Origin of the sequence: Paenibacillus haidiansis, assembly GCF_036553665.1 — a bacterium.
In the GTDB taxonomy this organism is placed as follows: Bacteria; Bacillota; Bacilli; order Paenibacillales; family Paenibacillaceae; genus Fontibacillus; species Fontibacillus haidiansis.
In genome coordinates this window covers 134,556-149,998 of record NZ_JAZHPZ010000006.1, presented here as the reverse complement: position 1 = coordinate 149,998, position 15,443 = coordinate 134,556, and the positions used below count along the sequence as shown (strand labels likewise).

16 protein-coding genes are annotated in these 15,443 nt (G+C 52.4%); 4 read left to right on the top strand and 12 right to left on the bottom strand.

Annotated elements, in window-relative coordinates; translation table 11 throughout:
- Position 1: 1 nt before the first annotated feature.
- Positions 2 to 847: an SDR family oxidoreductase gene (locus V3851_RS14150; protein ID WP_331847201.1), complete on the bottom strand. Its 846-nt coding sequence runs from the start codon at positions 845 to 847 to the stop codon at positions 2 to 4.
- A 16-nt stretch (positions 848 to 863) separates the two neighbouring features.
- Complete coding sequence (locus tag V3851_RS14145) at positions 864 to 1,361, bottom strand: TetR/AcrR family transcriptional regulator (RefSeq protein ID WP_331847200.1); 498 nt, start codon at positions 1,359 to 1,361, stop codon at positions 864 to 866.
- Between the two features lie 263 nt (positions 1,362 to 1,624).
- Between V3851_RS14145 and V3851_RS14140 the strand changes: the two genes are divergently transcribed.
- On the top strand, positions 1,625 to 2,425 hold the full coding sequence (locus V3851_RS14140; RefSeq protein WP_331847199.1) for a TetR/AcrR family transcriptional regulator: 801 nt from the start codon (positions 1,625 to 1,627) through the stop codon (positions 2,423 to 2,425).
- Between the two features lie 101 nt (positions 2,426 to 2,526).
- On the opposite strand, the gene V3851_RS14135 is transcribed toward V3851_RS14140, so the two are convergent.
- The 5 genes from V3851_RS14135 to V3851_RS14115 form a co-directional block, all read right to left on the bottom strand.
- Positions 2,527 to 3,312, bottom strand: a complete 786-nt coding sequence (locus V3851_RS14135) for an ABC transporter permease (protein ID WP_331847198.1) — start codon at positions 3,310 to 3,312, stop codon at positions 2,527 to 2,529.
- Complete coding sequence (locus V3851_RS14130; RefSeq protein WP_331847197.1) at positions 3,312 to 4,202, bottom strand: ATP-binding cassette domain-containing protein; 891 nt, start codon at positions 4,200 to 4,202, stop codon at positions 3,312 to 3,314. The genes V3851_RS14135 and V3851_RS14130 overlap by 1 nt, the downstream gene beginning before the upstream one ends.
- 248 nt (positions 4,203 to 4,450) lie before the next feature.
- Positions 4,451 to 4,762 (bottom strand): YbjQ family protein, encoded by a 312-nt coding sequence (locus V3851_RS14125; protein WP_331847196.1) that lies wholly within the window; start codon positions 4,760 to 4,762, stop codon positions 4,451 to 4,453.
- 83 nt (positions 4,763 to 4,845) lie between these two features.
- Positions 4,846 to 5,427, bottom strand: a complete 582-nt coding sequence (locus V3851_RS14120) for a DUF4256 domain-containing protein (RefSeq protein WP_331847195.1) — start codon at positions 5,425 to 5,427, stop codon at positions 4,846 to 4,848.
- A gap of 347 nt (positions 5,428 to 5,774) precedes the next feature.
- Complete coding sequence (locus V3851_RS14115) at positions 5,775 to 6,356, bottom strand: TetR/AcrR family transcriptional regulator (RefSeq protein ID WP_331847194.1); 582 nt, start codon at positions 6,354 to 6,356, stop codon at positions 5,775 to 5,777.
- Between the two features lie 308 nt (positions 6,357 to 6,664).
- Between V3851_RS14115 and V3851_RS14110 the strand changes: the two genes are divergently transcribed.
- The 3 genes from V3851_RS14110 (at position 6,665) to V3851_RS14100 (ending at position 9,395) form a co-directional block, all read left to right on the top strand.
- The gene (locus V3851_RS14110; protein WP_331847193.1) at positions 6,665 to 7,423 is read left to right on the top strand and encodes an SDR family oxidoreductase; all 759 of its coding nucleotides are present in this window, start codon (positions 6,665 to 6,667) and stop codon (positions 7,421 to 7,423) included.
- 69 nt (positions 7,424 to 7,492) lie between these two features.
- Positions 7,493 to 8,491, top strand: a complete 999-nt coding sequence (locus V3851_RS14105) for an NADP-dependent oxidoreductase (protein ID WP_331847192.1) — start codon at positions 7,493 to 7,495, stop codon at positions 8,489 to 8,491.
- Between the two features lie 46 nt (positions 8,492 to 8,537).
- On the top strand, positions 8,538 to 9,395 hold the full coding sequence (locus V3851_RS14100) for an SDR family NAD(P)-dependent oxidoreductase (RefSeq protein ID WP_331847191.1): 858 nt from the start codon (positions 8,538 to 8,540) through the stop codon (positions 9,393 to 9,395).
- Between the two features lie 159 nt (positions 9,396 to 9,554).
- Here V3851_RS14100 and rlmD read toward each other — a convergent pair whose 3' ends face one another.
- From rlmD to V3851_RS14075, 5 genes are all read right to left on the bottom strand, one after another.
- The gene (gene rlmD / locus V3851_RS14095) at positions 9,555 to 11,039 is read right to left on the bottom strand and encodes a 23S rRNA (uracil(1939)-C(5))-methyltransferase RlmD (RefSeq protein ID WP_414859310.1); all 1,485 of its coding nucleotides are present in this window, start codon (positions 11,037 to 11,039) and stop codon (positions 9,555 to 9,557) included.
- A gap of 119 nt (positions 11,040 to 11,158) precedes the next feature.
- Positions 11,159 to 11,344 carry a CLC_0170 family protein gene (locus V3851_RS14090; RefSeq protein ID WP_331847190.1) on the bottom strand — a complete coding sequence of 62 codons (186 nt, stop codon included), beginning with the start codon at positions 11,342 to 11,344 and terminating at the stop codon, positions 11,159 to 11,161.
- Positions 11,345 to 11,352: 8 nt separating this feature from the next.
- Positions 11,353 to 12,567 carry a Ger(x)C family spore germination protein gene (locus V3851_RS14085; protein WP_331847189.1) on the bottom strand — a complete coding sequence of 405 codons (1,215 nt, stop codon included), beginning with the start codon at positions 12,565 to 12,567 and terminating at the stop codon, positions 11,353 to 11,355.
- Positions 12,564 to 13,652 carry a GerAB/ArcD/ProY family transporter gene (locus tag V3851_RS14080; RefSeq protein ID WP_331847188.1) on the bottom strand — a complete coding sequence of 363 codons (1,089 nt, stop codon included), beginning with the start codon at positions 13,650 to 13,652 and terminating at the stop codon, positions 12,564 to 12,566. Before V3851_RS14080 ends, V3851_RS14085 begins: the two co-directional genes overlap by 4 nt.
- Positions 13,600 to 15,303 carry a spore germination protein gene (locus tag V3851_RS14075; RefSeq protein WP_331847187.1) on the bottom strand — a complete coding sequence of 568 codons (1,704 nt, stop codon included), beginning with the start codon at positions 15,301 to 15,303 and terminating at the stop codon, positions 13,600 to 13,602. The genes V3851_RS14080 and V3851_RS14075 overlap by 53 nt, the downstream gene beginning before the upstream one ends.
- Positions 15,304 to 15,443: the final 140 nt, after the last annotated feature.

Genomic DNA, 15,443 nt, shown 5'->3' with positions numbered 1-15,443 from the left:
CTTATTTATAACAATTTTTGATGTACTCTTTGAAACTCAATTTACCGTACCGGTGTTCAGCCACCATCTCATTGCTGAGTGTCCATTTGGAAAAACGGATAACGGCTTCTTTGCCGTTTTTCTTCCATTTTGCCATAGCGGCGAGGACCGAGAATAAGAAGACCGGCGCCCGCTTGATTACGGGTTCTTTTCCCGCCGCCTGAAAAAACATCCGGGCAATTTCCTCATATGAGTAAGTTTCCTTGCCCCCGATATTGTAGGTTTCGTTACGATCGCCAAGATGCTCCACTATAAATTCCGCCAAATCGCTTGTGTCAATGACATTGGCATGAACGTCTTTTTTGCCGAGCAGGGTTACCGTTCCTTTATCGATCATCGGCATGAATACTTTGGCGATATCGTAGAAGAATCCCGTCGGGCGAAAAATGACGTAGGGTATCCCGCTGCTTTTCAACTCCTCTTCAAACAACTTCTTGGCGTGCAGCATGGGTACCGACGGATCGCCGTCCGCTTTGAGCACGGAAATGTACGCGAATTTGCTTACTCCAGATCGATTGGCTTCCTGCAGCAGATTCAAATTTCCGCGGTAATCCACATCGTAATTGGTGACTGAAGCGGAGGAAGAAGTAAGCCCCACCGTGGAAATCACGGCATCGGCCCCGTCGCATAATCCTTTTATTCCGCTAGCATCCGTAATATCGATTTGTTTTGATATATATTTTCCTTTGAGCTCCGGTATTTCTTTGATCTTCCTGCCTGCGGCGACCACTTCGTATCCTTGAGCCACCAGGGCCCGCAACAGGTCGCTGCCCTGTTTCCCGAACGCCCCTGCAAGCACTACCTTCATCTTGATTCCTCCCATCTCATAGGTCGTATAATTTGGCGATTACTTTGGCCAGCGGCTCAAATCCCAGGTCCTCCTGCACGGCAACCGTCAATAAAGATTCCGCCAAAAAATCGCACATGCCGTCACCCCGCTGTTGACCGAAACGCAATAACAAAGTCCGGACCAGATCGGCAATTTGCCCGCGGATGAGCCGGTGGCGTTCCGCAAAACTGTACTTGGCGTTTCCCGTAAAGGAATACTCGCCCCAAACCGGTTTGTAAAGCTCGGAGAACCCGATAATTCCGTCGTAGATCCGGGAGAATCCCTCCAAGAAATTCTTCGTGCTTTCGCAATACTGCCGCATGGTCCGCAGGGCAATCTCCCAATCTTCCAGCATGATATAGGCGACAAGCATATCTTTGGAGGGAAAATAGTTGTAAATGGTCCCGACCGCGATGCCGCATTCCTTGGCGATACTTCTTAAAGCCAATTTGCTATACCCTTCTTGATTGAGCTGCTTTTTCGCGGTTTGCAAAATTTTATCTTTTATATTTTCAATAATCTTAGGAATAATTTCACCCCCAAGTCTCTAAATGAACAGGTTCATTTAAATTGTAAGCTTTTGTTATTTTCCTTGTCAATTACGAAATTGATCGGGTCACGGAAATGAAAGACGCGTGCCGCGCCGCTACCGGCATGGAAGGGACGAAGCGTTTATGGTATATTGTTTATGCAATAAACAGTTTGGACTTGAACGGATTCATAGCAATTCTGATGAAATAGGAGAGACGATCAACGATGCAGAAGGAAGGAAACAAGGAGCTCGACAACGTATCGGAAAATTTGCCGCACGGCGTAGCGATCACTTGGGGACTGGTCAAGGAACCGCAGCGGGGGCCCAAACGGGAGCTCAGCATTCCGATGATTGTGGATGCCGCGATCGCGATTGCCGACCGGGACGGGCTTTCCGCCGTTTCCATGAGCCGGGTCGCCGGGTCGCTCGGCCATACGGCGATGTCTCTTTACCGATATATTCCGAGCAAAGACGACCTGCTGCTGCTGATGCAGGAGGCGGTTTCCAATGTCGCTTTCCCGCCGAAAGTAGGAGCGGACGACTGGCGCGAGCATATGCGCATTTTCGTTTGGAGTACGACCCGGATTTACCGGGACCACCCCTGGTTTGCCGATATTCCCATTTCCGGGGCGCCGATTACGCCGAACAGCTTGCGGTTTGTGGATTGGGCGCTGGGGGGGATGAAGACATTCCGGGTCAGCGGCTACGTCAAAATGTCCATCATTCTTTTGCTCAGCAACTACGCCAGAGCCAGCGGGATTCTCCAGCGCGATATGGACCGGGCATTCCAATCCGGTACGACGCCCGGTGAGTTTAGCGCTTTTGATTACAGCGCTGCGCTGAAGCAATTGGTTACGCCCGAGCGGTTTCCAAATCTCTATCCGATTGTGATGGCCGGCGAGTATACCGGCGAAAATGAGGAATATAACGATGCCGGGAACGATATCGAATTCGGGCTTGAACGCATTTTGGACGGGATCGAGCAATATCTGCATGGAAATGAAGGCGGCGAGCCGGAAGAGTAATGCGGATTCAATAAAACGGGGCAGTCACCAAAGTAATTTCGCTTACTTTGAGACTGCCCCGTTTTCATTTGTTAAGGGCTACACTCGTTATTGTTATAGGGCTAACGTTTTCCCGATTTCCGCTGAAACGCCCGGTAGCACCAAACTAAGGATACCGCGATGATGGCGAGGCACCAACCAAGCGCCCACCAGGCGTTGCCGCCTGCCGGCGTACCGGCAAGAAGGCCGCGGATCGTTTCGGTCGCCGGCGTAATCGGCTGATGGTTGGCGATGCCCTGCAGCCATCCCGGCATCGTCTCCGTCGGGACGAAGGCGCTGGACAGGTAGGGGAGAAAGAGCAGCGCGAATCCGTAACCGCTAGCGGCGGAGGTGCTGCCGGCGACCAAGCCGATCGCCGCATACAGCCAGGTGATCATCAGGATAAACAGAACGATGATCCCGGCGGCGCCAAGCCAACCGGCAATTCCGGCTGACGGCCGGAACCCGAGCAGCAGGGCGATGCCGATGACGATGCCGGTCGCGACCAGGTTACGGACCAGACTGGCGACGACATGGCCGGTGATGACGCTTAGGCTGTGAATCGGCATCGTACGGAACCGTTCGATCACCCCGTTCGTCATATCTTCGGCTACTTTCACGGCCGTGCTGGACGCCCCGAAGCCGGCGCACAGCAAGATGGTGCCGGGAACGACGTAGTTCACGTAATTGCCCGACGGGTCGAGCGCGCCGCCGAAGACGTAGGTGAACAGCAGCATGAGCATGATGGGCAGCGCGACGGACATGACCAAGGATTCGACGTCGCGCAGGCTATGGCGAATGCTGCGTCCGATAAACACGGCGTTGGTGGAGAGAAAGGATGCTCTTTTGAAGGGAAAATCGGCTTGCATTATAATGACACCTCCGAATTTGCCGATGTGAGGGCAATAAATACATCATCCATATTGGGCTTGTTGATGCTGACCCGCGAATCGGGGGGGATCCGGCTGTCTGTCCCGCTCAGAATCCGCATCAGATGGCTTAAAGTCCCATCGGTCGGCTCGCGCAGCAAAATATCACCGCCGGCGTCCCGAAACTCGACCATTTCGCTGCGGACCCGCGACTTTAACTGCTCCGGAGTTCCGATGGCCGCAATCTTTCCTTCATGGATCACCGCAACCGTATCGGCCAACTGATCCGCCTCCTCTAAATATTGCGTCGTCAGAAAAATCGTATGCCCTTGGGCGGCCAGCTCCTTGATGCAGTCCCACAGCACCCGCCGGCTTAACGTATCGAGTCCAGTCGTCGGTTCGTCCAGGAACAAGACCGGCCTCTCCACGACGAGGCTGATCGCCAGGTCGAGGCGGCGGCGCATCCCGCCGGAATACGTTTTGACCCGTTTATGGGCCGCACCCGTCAGGTCGAACCGTTCCAGCAGCTCGTCGGCGCGGAGCCGGGACTGAACCGCGGACAGGCCGGAGAGCCGGCCCATCATGACGAGGTTTTCCCGGCCGGTCAGCACTTCATCGACGGCGGTGAATTGGCCGGTCAGGCTGATCGATTGCTTAACCTCGTTTTTGCTTTTGGTAACCTGATGCCCGGCCACGCGGACCGTCCCTTCATCAGGGGGCAGCAGCGTTGAGAGAATTTGGACGAGCGTCGTTTTGCCGGCCCCATTGGGGCCAAGCAGCGCAAAGACGGTTCCGGCGGGCACGGTGAACCCGATGCCATCCAGCACGAGCTGGCGGTCGAAGCTTTTGCGCAGCCCGGAAACTTCAATGGCGGTGGAGGGGGAAATCATAGAAAAACTCCTTTCCGAAAGCCCTGATTGATAATCATTTACTGTATATAATGTAAACAGTATATAACGTATACAGTTAGTTGACAATACTGTTTTTAACGAATTTTCCGGTGGGTGAAACAAGGATTGGCCAGGGGAGAACCTTTTTAACGCAAAAAAAACAGCCATACCCCGCGAGATACGGGTTATGGCTGTGATTGTTGAACTTGAGGACTGTTGCATTTTGATAAACGTTTTTTTGATTCGGGCTAGACGACAACCGCCGTTCCGCTTACGGAAACCATCAGCATTCCGTCGCGGATCACTTCATAATCGATGTCCACTCCAATGATGGCATTGGCCCCCAAGCGCGCGGCTTTTGCTTCCATTTCCGCGAACGCGGTGTCCCGCGCCTCCTGAAGCTTGCTTTCGTAAGCCCCCGAACGCCCGCCGACGATGTCGGTGATGGAAGCCATAAAATCTCTGACAACGTTGGCCCCCATAATAACTTCACCGGTCACAATGCCCGAATACCGCTGGACGGGATAACCTTCAATCATTGGTGTTGTAGTAATAATCATACATTAACCTCCCAAAAGGAACTTTTATCAGTTTGTTACGCAGGATTGCCCGTCAAGTTTCAACGCAGGAATATGAATCGAATTTAAACCCTTAGCGAGCCGCGGAAGCCTCTGGCGCTGTAGTAGGATTCCGCTCCATTGTGATACACAAAAACCGTGTCGTAGCGGAGATCACAAAAGAGGGCCCCGCCGAGTTTTCTAATATTGGCAGGTGTCTGCACCCAGCTTGATGTTTTCATATCGAAATTTCCAAGATTCTGCAGTTCCCGGTATTGTTCTTCCGTCAGAAGCTCAATGCCCATGTCGGCAGCCATTTCGACAGCGCTGTTTTCCGGTTTATGTTGTTTTCTTGACTCCAGCGCTTCACGGTCGTAACAAACACTTCTGCGGCCTTTGGGACTTTCCGCCGAACAATCACAAAAAATATACTCGCCCGAATTATGATCGTAACCGATAACATCCGGTTCTCCGCCGGTTTTTTCCATTTCATCGAGCGACCGCAGTTTATCGGGATGGGCTTCGAGCTTTGCTTGAACTTTAGCCCATTCCAGGTCTAAATGGCGGTTCATATGCTTTTCAAACCGGGCCTTCAATATTCCGAGTAGTTCTTCGCGTTGCTGCGGTGATAACTCCTGGTTAATGCCGGCTTTATTACTCTTGGTCAAGTTGAATTCCCCCGTTTCCTTTTCACAGCATTATGAATTCGTTCTTGTCTAGATATTAACAAATGTACCATGCAAAAGCACTTCACGGGACAATTTTGCGTTTCGGAGTATAATAGACGCCGCTGAACATCCCGTACAAGAAATAATTAGAGTTGTAAATTATGTTTGATCGAGGGTCAAGGTATCGGCCTTATCTTTATACGAATCGGTGGGATTCCGTGCGGGTAATGAAGAAATAAGGTATTTTATAAAATTGAATTAGTCCAACAAAAAGAGGGGTTCTCAACCCCTCTTTTATTATTTCCGCTCTATTTGATCGCGCCGGCTCTGTTCGCAACATTACATTATTATCCTATTACGGGTGCTAAACCGGCAGCAACGACCACCAAAACTTCTCGCGCCATGTCTTCCGCCGATTTCAATTGCGGATGTCTACTCCACTCGACGGCTGCTCCAAAAATGCCCCAGCTTGCAATGAGGGCGGCAGTCTCCACCGATTCTCGTGAAACGGATGGTTCCGATTGTTCACTTAACCAGGTAAGTAATAGGTTATATAGTTCCTTTTGCATCGCGACCTGGAATAACGGCTCATACTGACGGTCAGATAAAGTCATATACGGACGAGTACAGTAAAGAAAATCGAAAACGATTAAAATAAGCGACCGCAGGCTCCCCATATCGGATAAAGCACCGTTAGGCAGCTCATCCTTCAGCTTCTCTTGAAATTTTTCTCTCATCCAGCTCTCAAGAAATGCGAATTTGTCTTCAAAATGCGCATAGAACGTGGAGCGATTTACGGTCGCGTGGGCCGTAATATCTTGTACGGTAATAGAAGAGACATTCCTCTTCTTCTCAAGCAATTCCATAAAAGCCTGCATCAATAGTTGACGCGTCCGTTTTACACGGGGGTCGGTTGTCTGAGTAAGCATGTTATGATTCTCCCTTTCTCTTTAGGATATATTGGTTAGCGTTCGTTTTTAGAAAAGCTAAAAAACAACAGATAAGTATGTGTGTTGGATAAGCCACGAATGAGGCTGTTTACTGGTTGTAGAACCCAAATCGCTTAGATAAGATTAACACAGACAGTGTGGTTTTTGCTACACTGTTGGGTCATTGTGAAAGCAGTAAATACCCATTATGGTGATTGCTTGTGCAGTTTACCTATGGGCTTCTTATCCAACAATAGGCCGTCTGTTGCAAGATGATATACCGGATAAACCAAGGGAGGACGATTCAAATGGAACAATTCAGTAAGGGCAAATTCTCCGGGAAGAAAGTCGTGATCACGGGAGGTAGCAGCGGACTTGGCCTCGCGACCGCGAAGTTGTTCGTGGATGAAGGAGCACGCGTTCTGATCACCGGACGCAGCCAGGCTAAGCTCGACTCGGCCCGTGAAGAACTCGGCAACAACGCGATCTCATTGCTGAGCGACGCCGCGTCGTTGACGGATATCGATAAGTTGGCCGACCGGGTCAAGGCCGAGTTCGGCACGGTCGATGCTCTGTTCGTTAACGCCGGCATCACGCACTACGTCCCTTTCGAGTCAATGTCCGAGGATGTGTACGACGAGTTGCATACAATCAACGCTAAAGGTCCGTACTTCACCGTACAGAAACTCGCCCCATTGTTAAACGAAGGAAGTGGCGTGGTGCTCACCACCTCAATCACGAACGTATTGGGTATCCCGATGATCAGTGCGTACGCGGCCAGTAAAGCGGCGCTGCGCTCTATGACTCGCAGTCTGGCCCGCGAGCTGTTACCGCGGAAGATTCGCGTCAACGCGGTCAGCCCCGGCCCCATCGACACCGGCATCTTGGCGCGGTCGATGCCGAAGGAAGCTGCGGAACAAACCGAGGCGCAGATGAAACAGCAGATCCCGATGCTGCGTTTCGGCGATCCGGTCGAGGTCGCCAAAGCCGTAGCATTCCTGGCATTTGAGGCCACTTATACCACCGGGGCTGAGTTCCCTGTTGACGGAGGCGGCTCCCAGATCTGAGTACTTGGATGACCGTTTGAATTCACGAAGAACACTATTCCATCAGAGCAAAATGGAGGGATCATCGAAATGGAAAATTTAGATACTTCTTTCAAAGATAAAAAGAATCAGGCATCCAACCCTGCTACCATGCGGACAATTCGATTCCATGAATACGGCGAACCGACCGATGTCTTGCGCTTGGAGGAGGTGGCGATCCCGGAACCAGGGCCGGGACGCATTCGCGTGAGAGTACGCGCTTGCGGGTTAAATCCGGTTGACTGGGTAACGTGCCGGGGACATTTTGCCGGTCAACTGCCCTTGCCTCGCGGGATCGGGCTGGACGTGGCAGGTATTGTAGACGCAATTGGAGAGGGCGTAACCGATGTCGCCATCGGTGATGCCGTTCTGGGTGGAGCAGATTTCATGAGTGGGTCGAGCGCCGGTGCATCGGGCCAAGCGATCATGTACTACTGGTTCCGCATGCCGGCCGGACTCGACTTTGTTCAAGCTGCAGCGCTGCCAATGGCGGTCGAAACCGCCTACCGAGGCATTGATACTCTCGGGGTGAAATCGGGTCAGACCGTACTCGTGCACGGAGCTGGCACCACGGTAGGGTTCGCCGCCGTTCAGATTGCTCTTATGCGCGGTGCCCGCGTGATCGCAACCGCTGGTACCACCTACGCAGACAAACTCCGCGCCATGGGGGCGTTGGTGACCTCGTACGGTGATGGAATGGTCGAACGGGTGACCGAACTGGCGAAGCAGCCGGTTGATCTTGCTCTGGATGCCGCACCAATCAGCGGTTCATTGAAAGATCTGGTCCAAATCGTCAATGGAAATCCCCGGCATGTGCTAACCGTCAGTGATTTCGCCGCAGCCGCTGAACTTGGCGTTCGCGCCAGCTACGGAGAATTGCATACCGCACGTTACGACGTTGTCGGCGACTTTGCCGGGTACGCAGCAGACGGCAAGTTCACTATTCCGGTCGCCCGGACTTTCGCACTCGACGAATGGCGTTCAGCTGTCGAAATCAGCCAGAGTGGGGCTGCCCATGGCAAACTGATCCTCCTGCCCGACTCCGACTGATGTGTGCAAATAACCGATGAATATTCTGAATGAAGGAGGACATGCATTGAGTAAGAATCAACGAGAACACATCGCACTGATTACAGGCGCAAGTAGTGGGATCGGGTTGGCATTGACCCGGAAAATGCTGTCGGAGAACTGGCAGGTGATTGCTTTGGTCCGGTCGGATTTTCCAGCGGACGATAGATTCCTCCAAAATCAGCTCAAGGACGGACGGCTCCGAGCCTATAAAGTGAAGGATCTCACCGATTATGGCAGCTTGAGACACTCTTTGGAAGAAATCAAGAGTAAGGAGCAGCGGATCGATATTTTGTTCAATAACGCCGGAGGAGGCTTAAGTGAGCTGCGCTATTCAAAACAAGGCCGCGAATTGCATTATGAATTGTTGACGGTCGTTCCTTATATTATTCTGATGGAAATGAAGGAGCTGTTGAAGAACGGCAGCTTAAAAACGGTGATTAACACTTCATCGCAGGTGTTTAGATTTACGAAGGAATTTACGATCGAAAACTTGGAGCATCCCAAAACCTTCCGCAAAATGTATGGACCTTATGCGACTTCAAAGCTGGCTCTTTCGTTGTGGACCCAAGCCGTCGCACCGCAGCTTGCCAAGGAAGGCATCAAGATCCGCAGCGTTGACCCGGGAATTAACAACACGGTAAAAAAAGGAAAAGATTCCGGACTGACCGCATGGTTTGAACTGTTTATGAAGTTTTTTTCCTCTCCGCCTACTCATGGCGCCAACCTATTGTTTGAGGCAGCCCTCGGCAAACACCGCAATGAGACCGGCGTGTTTTTGTTGAAGAATCGGGTTGCAAACTTGAAATTTACAGAACATGCGCAGCGTGTGCTGGATAAAATCACTGATATATATAGCCAAGAATTTCTTGGCGGGAGTGTTTAAGTCACAACAGGCTGGAAGAGTCACTCGCGGAAGAAGTGAGGAAGGCTTTGAATCGATCGTGATCTGAGTCATTATCTTGCATAAAAAACGAAGATCTCAGGCGGCTTAGTCGCGCTTGAGATCTTCATTATTAGGGCAGGTAAATGTGGCCCGGACTGGCTACTTCCTAGTGAGCGACACACAGCACTCCACATGGCTCGTCTGCGGAAACATGTCGACCGGCTGCGCCCATTCGATCGCGTAGCCGCCGTCGGTCAAGACCTTGCAATCCTTGGCCAGGGTGGCCGGATTGCAGGACACGTACACGAAGCGCTTCGGCTTCGTGCGCAGCACCGCGGCGAGGAAGCGCGGGTCGAGGCCGGTGCGCGGCGGATCGGCGACGATGACGTCGGGCGCGTAGCCCGACTTCGCCCAGCGCGGCAGCAGTTCTTCCGCGAGGCCTTCGTGGAACGACGCGTTGTCGCGCCCGTTGCGCTCCGCGTTCGCCTTCGCGTCGGCGACGGCCTCGGGGATGGCCTCGATGCCGCGGACCTCGCGCGCGTAAGGCGCGAGCCACAGGCCGATCGTGCCGGTGCCGCAGTAGGCGTCGACCACCGACTCCCGGCCGGTCAGCCCGGCGGCGGCGCGCACCGCCTCGTAAAGCTTCACCGTCTGAATCGGGTTAAGCTGGAAGAAAGCGCGCGGGGACAAAGTGAAATCCAAGTCGCCGAGCGACTCTTGGATACTGTCCCCTCCCCAGAGGATGGACGTCTTGTTGCCGAACACGACGGACGTGTTCTTCGGATTGACATTCATCGCGATGCTCGTCAGCTCCGGCATCGCCAGCCGGAGATCCCGCACCAGCTCTTCCCGCCGCGGCAGCCGGTCGTTTGCCGTGACCAGCGTCACCTGAAGCTGGCCGGACTGGAAGCCCCAGCGCACGACGATCGTTCGTACCAGCCCCTGATTGTTCTTCTCGTTGTAGACCGGGATGCCGAGGCGCTGCAGCACATTGCGCGTCCGGTCCACCGCTTCGTTGACCTTCGGGTGCTGAATCGGGCAGCCGGTAATATCGATCAGCCGGTGCGAATCCATCGCATACAGGCCGGCGATGATGCCTTCCTGCTGCATGCCAAGCTGCGGTTGGGCCTTGTTCCGGTAGTTCCACGGATGATCCATGCCGAGAATCGGCTTCATACGAACCTGCTCCAGCCCGGTGTACCGGGAGAAGGCTTCGCGGATCATGTCTTCCTTGGCGGCGAGCTGTCCTTCGTAGGACAGATGCTGGATTTGGCATCCGCCGCAGATGCCGAACACCGGGCACGGCGCGTCGACCCGGTAGGGAGAGCGCTTCTCGATTTCCCGGATTTTCGCGTGAATGAATTTCGGCTCCGTCCGCGTTACCTCGGCCTTGATGACCTCGCCCGGCAGCGCACCGCCGATAAACACCGCTTTTCGCCGATAATATCCGACGCCCTCGCCGTTAATGCCGAGCCGTTTGACCGTAATGACGACCCGGTCTCCGGCCCGCAGCTCCTCCGCGGTTTGCCGGCCCATAATCCGGGAGTCCGGTTTTTGCCCGTCTCGGGCTTTTGCGGTTCCTCGCCCGGTATTCGCTTCTTTTCGCTTATGTTTCAACATTTTTTCGCTTTTGTTATTTTTCATAGAAATAGCAGCTTCCTATCGCATATTTTTTCCGATTTAACTATACCATACCACGCATGCGGGACAAGCACTATGCGACGGATTAGCAGAGAAAAGTTTCGGCGCCGGACCCTTGGGAATCAGTACAGCCAAATAAAGGCGGCAAGAAGCAAAAGGGCGGCGGAAAGATGGATCCAGCCAAAAACGCGCGAATAGGCCTTTTCCCTGTTTTTGCGCTCGACGGAATAAATTTTGCCGTCGATCGCAAGCAGAATAAAGCTCGAACAAAAGCACATTAACATAACGAAGAAAATAACGCGAGTCATGGTTCCTCCTATTGTTTTAGCCCGATGCGGCGAATGGTCATATGCACCGAAACATCTACGGGAATGCCGGAATAGATATTTCCCCAATCCTTCTTTTCGTGCACGTGCTTCTTCCAGAAGTCTTTGTGGTGGGCTCTGACAATTTCGCCGATGCCAAAAATATCCGAATGTTTGAGCTGAGTATCCCGGAATAAACTTTTAACAGCCTTGATACCTTCTTCGTTAAATTTCCTTTCAACCTGTCCGACCGCTTCCGGGGAATTTATATCGACGGATGAATCGAATTGCTCGGTGATCGATCCCTCCAGCAAAATTTTTAGTTTAACCCTTGGTTTGCCTTCCACGATATCGACCTTGATATTCGTATGACGCTCCTGAGTCTGAACCATAACATAACCCAGTCCGGACACGTTCAGCAGAGAGGAATAACCGCCGGGGTCCATCCCTTTGGCTGCCATGTATGCGCCGATTTCCAAAGGACGGGTAGTCCCGACCAACCGGCCCCCGCTGAAGTAGGCGAGGCCCTTAACCAGGATTTTGTCTTGACCCCGGATCGAGATATAAGGCAGGTAGCCGTCCTGTCCCCACTTGGATTCCGAAGTCCAAAAGATACCCAAGTAATCCAACGGGAATTTCCCGGATCTGACCGACTTTTCAATCATGGACAAAAGATAGAGCGTCGGTACGCGTTCAAGCGGGGGGGCGACAGCCAACACTTTCTCCGCCGGTATATCGGAAACCAGCAGCCATGTCCGGCGGCGTACTTCGGCGTTTCGCCTTAAGTAATCGTTAAGATCGTCCAAGCCTTCCCGGGCTATCGCTTCGCTGATGACGACGACCCGCAGGTGAATGAGGTATTTGGGGTCTGAGATCTGCTGCTGCAAATTGTTCAGCGCATCGTCCAGACTATGGCCGACCACTTGCACGATCCATACGGAATTCTGTGTTCTTTCGCCGCTGGAAGCGCTGCTGGGACCGAGGGGAACCTGTCCGGGTACGGCGATCTGGGCGGTAATCCGGATCATTTTTCCCGGAGGTTTCTCGTCGATATGCGTAACTTTTTCTTCTTGTTTATTGCTTTCCGGAGGAGCTTCATCGACAGCCAGACTGAGCACCAGCGCTCTGTCTTCAATTCCCAGACTGTCCCAGCAACCGGACAAGAGCATGCAGCTTCCGGCCAGCAGCAGTCCGAGCAAGACTGATTTAAGGCTTCGATTCCTCATGGGTTCCGCTCCCTTCGCCGGTGAAATAGGGAAATAATCTTCAGTAACAACGGATAGAGAATGGCCAGTACGATGCCGACAAACTCGGTACTCCGGGCTATGTCGCCCGACTGAAACACGCTTCTCGGAATTAAGGAAATAGCCAGTAAAAAAGGAAACAGAAAAGAAGAGCTGACCCGCAGGTCTGAAAAGTTAAGCAACTTACTAAGCGTGTAGGAAGCGAGGTAATAACTTGTATATATCGTGGTGTATACCGTAACAAACCAGACAACGATGAAAAGGACATCGAACCGCTCCAATACGCCTCCCAGCGAGATGGAACGAGAGAGTTCCAGCGTAGGATAAATGAGCTTCTTCGTTTCCTGGACTCCGTAAATTCCTAAAGACGACAAGATCATTAGCAGATACAACGCTCCGCTGGCAATAATTCCGTAAATTACCGACTTCATCGAAGCTTCCGGATTACTCATATGCGGAATCAAAACGGTGATGACGAACGTCCCCAGATACAAAGAGAGCGACTGTGCGAATCCTATGGGATTCATCGGGTGATTCCCCATCATAGGCAGCAGGTTCAGAATATCGATTCTTGACACCGAGAGAAGCATAAGCAGCAGAAACGGCAAAAACATAAAGGGAAAGTAAAAAATATGAATATAGCTGAATTTAACCACATCGCGTCTGCAGGAAAAGGCTACCGTCAGCAAAATTAAAATCATGCTGACTTCGATGGGAGTCTTGCGAAAAACAACGATGCTAAGCACATTTCCGAACTCGCGGATATACAAGGCCGAAGATACGGTGAAAAAAAGCAACAATAGCACATGGATTCCGGCCGCCGCCCATTTCCCTATCAGCACTTGTCCGTATTCAAATATCGTCTGGCCTTTGAATTTTCGCCCTAGGCTCGCGAGCGGCCAAAATCCGAGCAGAGCCAAAAGGATACCCGCGACGGTCATCAGCGGCGCTCCGGTTCCGGCGCTCCGGGCCATCGCGTTGGGGAAGCTGAGTACGGAAACCCCGAAGGTGGAACTAGCTATCACGGTTGCCGCTTGGATCGTGAGAATGGTTTGTTTCCTGCTCATCACGTGTCTCCTTTCCTTTGAAAATGGCGTCGAGATAAGACTTTGACGTGCCGTTAGGCAGCCGCGTCCCGTCTACGGGATGCAGATAGCCCGGACGTCGCCCCGCCCACCAGATCGGAGCACGGAATACTGTATCGGATGCCCATGCCCGTTTCGGAGTGATCAGCGAGTAGAGATACGGTATGCCGAAAGATTCGAGATACAGCAAATGGTTAAAGATCAGAATGGTCCCGATCATCACCCCGTACATGCCGAACATCCCCGCAAGAAGTACGAGCGGAAAGCGAAGCATCCGAAGCGCGATCGCGACATTATAAGCCGGAGTCGCGAAAGAGCCGATCGTGGTCAATGCGACGATGACAACGGTAATGGGGCTTGCCAGTCCGGCCGATACCGCAGCCTGTCCGATCACCAGTACTCCGACGATGGAAAGGGCGCCGCCGATCATTTGCGGCAGGCGAATCGTTGCCTCCCGCAAAATTTCCATGGATACTTCCATAATTAATACCTCCAGTACGGCGGGGAAGGGAACGCCGGCTCGCGCGCCCGAGATCGCCACGGCAAAATTCGTCGGCAGCAGCTCGGGATTAAAGGAGATGACGGACACGTAGAAAGCGGGAAAAAACAGCGAAAACAACAGTGCAACGACGCGGATAATCCGGATCAGACTTCCGATAATAAAGCGTTCCGAGTAATCGTCGATGGTTTGGAAAAACTGCTCGAACAGTGCAGGGACGATTAAAGCGAAGGAGGAACCGTCAACCATAATGACAATTTTTCCTTCCAAGAGAGCGGCGACGACTTTATCGGGGCGCTCCGAATTTTGAATTTGCGGGAATGGCGAGAGCGGCTGATCCTCGATAAACTGCTCGATATATCCGGAGTCGATGATGCCGTCAAAATCGACTTTGGCAACCCGCCGCATTACTTCTTCAATGAGCGTTGGATCGGCAATGCCTTCGATAAAGCACACGGCAACCCGGGATCGGGTCCGTTCCCCAAGCGGAGCGGTTTCGATTTTTAGATCCGGGCTTTGCAGACGGTAGCGAATCAGGGACAGGTTGGTATCCAGCAGTTCGATAAAGCCTTCGCGGGCGCCGCGGATGACCTGCTCCGTCTGCGGCTGTTCGATCCCTCTCTTTTCGATCTGGCGCATCGCAAAGGCAAGCCCTTCATCGGATTTGTCCAGCAGCAGAATGACATAACCGGAAGAGATGAGGTCTAGGATCTTGTCCAACTCCGTACATTTCAATCCTTCATTGATATAGATCGCTTCATTCCAAAGCAGGTCGATGAGAACATCTTCCGACAGAAGGGCGTCTTGCGCCGGAGACTTCCGGGCTTCCGCCCCGCGCCAGAGCATTAGCGGCTTTAGAATATTTTCCTGAATGCCTTTCTGATCGGTCATGGAGGAAAAGAACACGAGCGCAGCCTGGCAATGACCGGCGATATGGAATTGTCTGATCGTCATATCTCCGTTCGCTCCGATTCTCTCTTGGATGGCGGTCAAATTGTCGGATAGCGAAACGCCAAGAGTTAAAAGCGGCTTCTTATCGCCGCTTGCGTTATCGTCCGCATCATTAGGCTCCGTAGCTGAAGAAGCCCTATGCTCGCGTTTATATGATTTGTAATTTTCGCTCCATGTTCGCATGACAGTTCCTCCGTATATTTAAAAAGCCCGCTTGTTCCGACTGCGCTATAATAGTAAGTGTGAGTAAGTGACTTCAACTTTATGTACTAAAACTTGTATTTTACCGGGTGTCCCCTCGATCCGAAGAAGATAGGGAAGTT

What these genes read in the sequence shown, in the direction of transcription:
- V3851_RS14085 (WP_331847189.1), bottom strand. Translation starts at nt 12,567, where the DNA reads ATGAGGAATCGAAGCCTTAAATCAGTCTTGCTCGGACTGCTGCTGGCC.
- V3851_RS14115 (WP_331847194.1), bottom strand. Translation starts at nt 6,356, where the DNA reads ATGCTTACTCAGACAACCGACCCCCGTGTAAAACGGACGCGTCAACTA.
- V3851_RS14150 (WP_331847201.1), bottom strand. Translation starts at nt 847, where the DNA reads ATGAAGGTAGTGCTTGCAGGGGCGTTCGGGAAACAGGGCAGCGACCTG.
- V3851_RS14140 (WP_331847199.1), top strand. Translation starts at nt 1,625, where the DNA reads ATGCAGAAGGAAGGAAACAAGGAGCTCGACAACGTATCGGAAAATTTG.
- rlmD (WP_414859310.1), bottom strand. Translation starts at nt 11,039, where the DNA reads ATGAAAAATAACAAAAGCGAAAAAATGTTGAAACATAAGCGAAAAGAA.
- V3851_RS14080 (WP_331847188.1), bottom strand. Translation starts at nt 13,652, where the DNA reads ATGAGCAGGAAACAAACCATTCTCACGATCCAAGCGGCAACCGTGATA.
- V3851_RS14125 (WP_331847196.1), bottom strand. Translation starts at nt 4,762, where the DNA reads ATGATTATTACTACAACACCAATGATTGAAGGTTATCCCGTCCAGCGG.
- V3851_RS14105 (WP_331847192.1), top strand. Translation starts at nt 7,493, where the DNA reads ATGGAAAATTTAGATACTTCTTTCAAAGATAAAAAGAATCAGGCATCC.
- V3851_RS14130 (WP_331847197.1), bottom strand. Translation starts at nt 4,202, where the DNA reads ATGATTTCCCCCTCCACCGCCATTGAAGTTTCCGGGCTGCGCAAAAGC.
- V3851_RS14090 (WP_331847190.1), bottom strand. Translation starts at nt 11,344, where the DNA reads ATGACTCGCGTTATTTTCTTCGTTATGTTAATGTGCTTTTGTTCGAGC.
- V3851_RS14135 (WP_331847198.1), bottom strand. Translation starts at nt 3,312, where the DNA reads ATGCAAGCCGATTTTCCCTTCAAAAGAGCATCCTTTCTCTCCACCAAC.
- V3851_RS14075 (WP_331847187.1), bottom strand. Translation starts at nt 15,303, where the DNA reads ATGCGAACATGGAGCGAAAATTACAAATCATATAAACGCGAGCATAGG.
- V3851_RS14110 (WP_331847193.1), top strand. Translation starts at nt 6,665, where the DNA reads ATGGAACAATTCAGTAAGGGCAAATTCTCCGGGAAGAAAGTCGTGATC.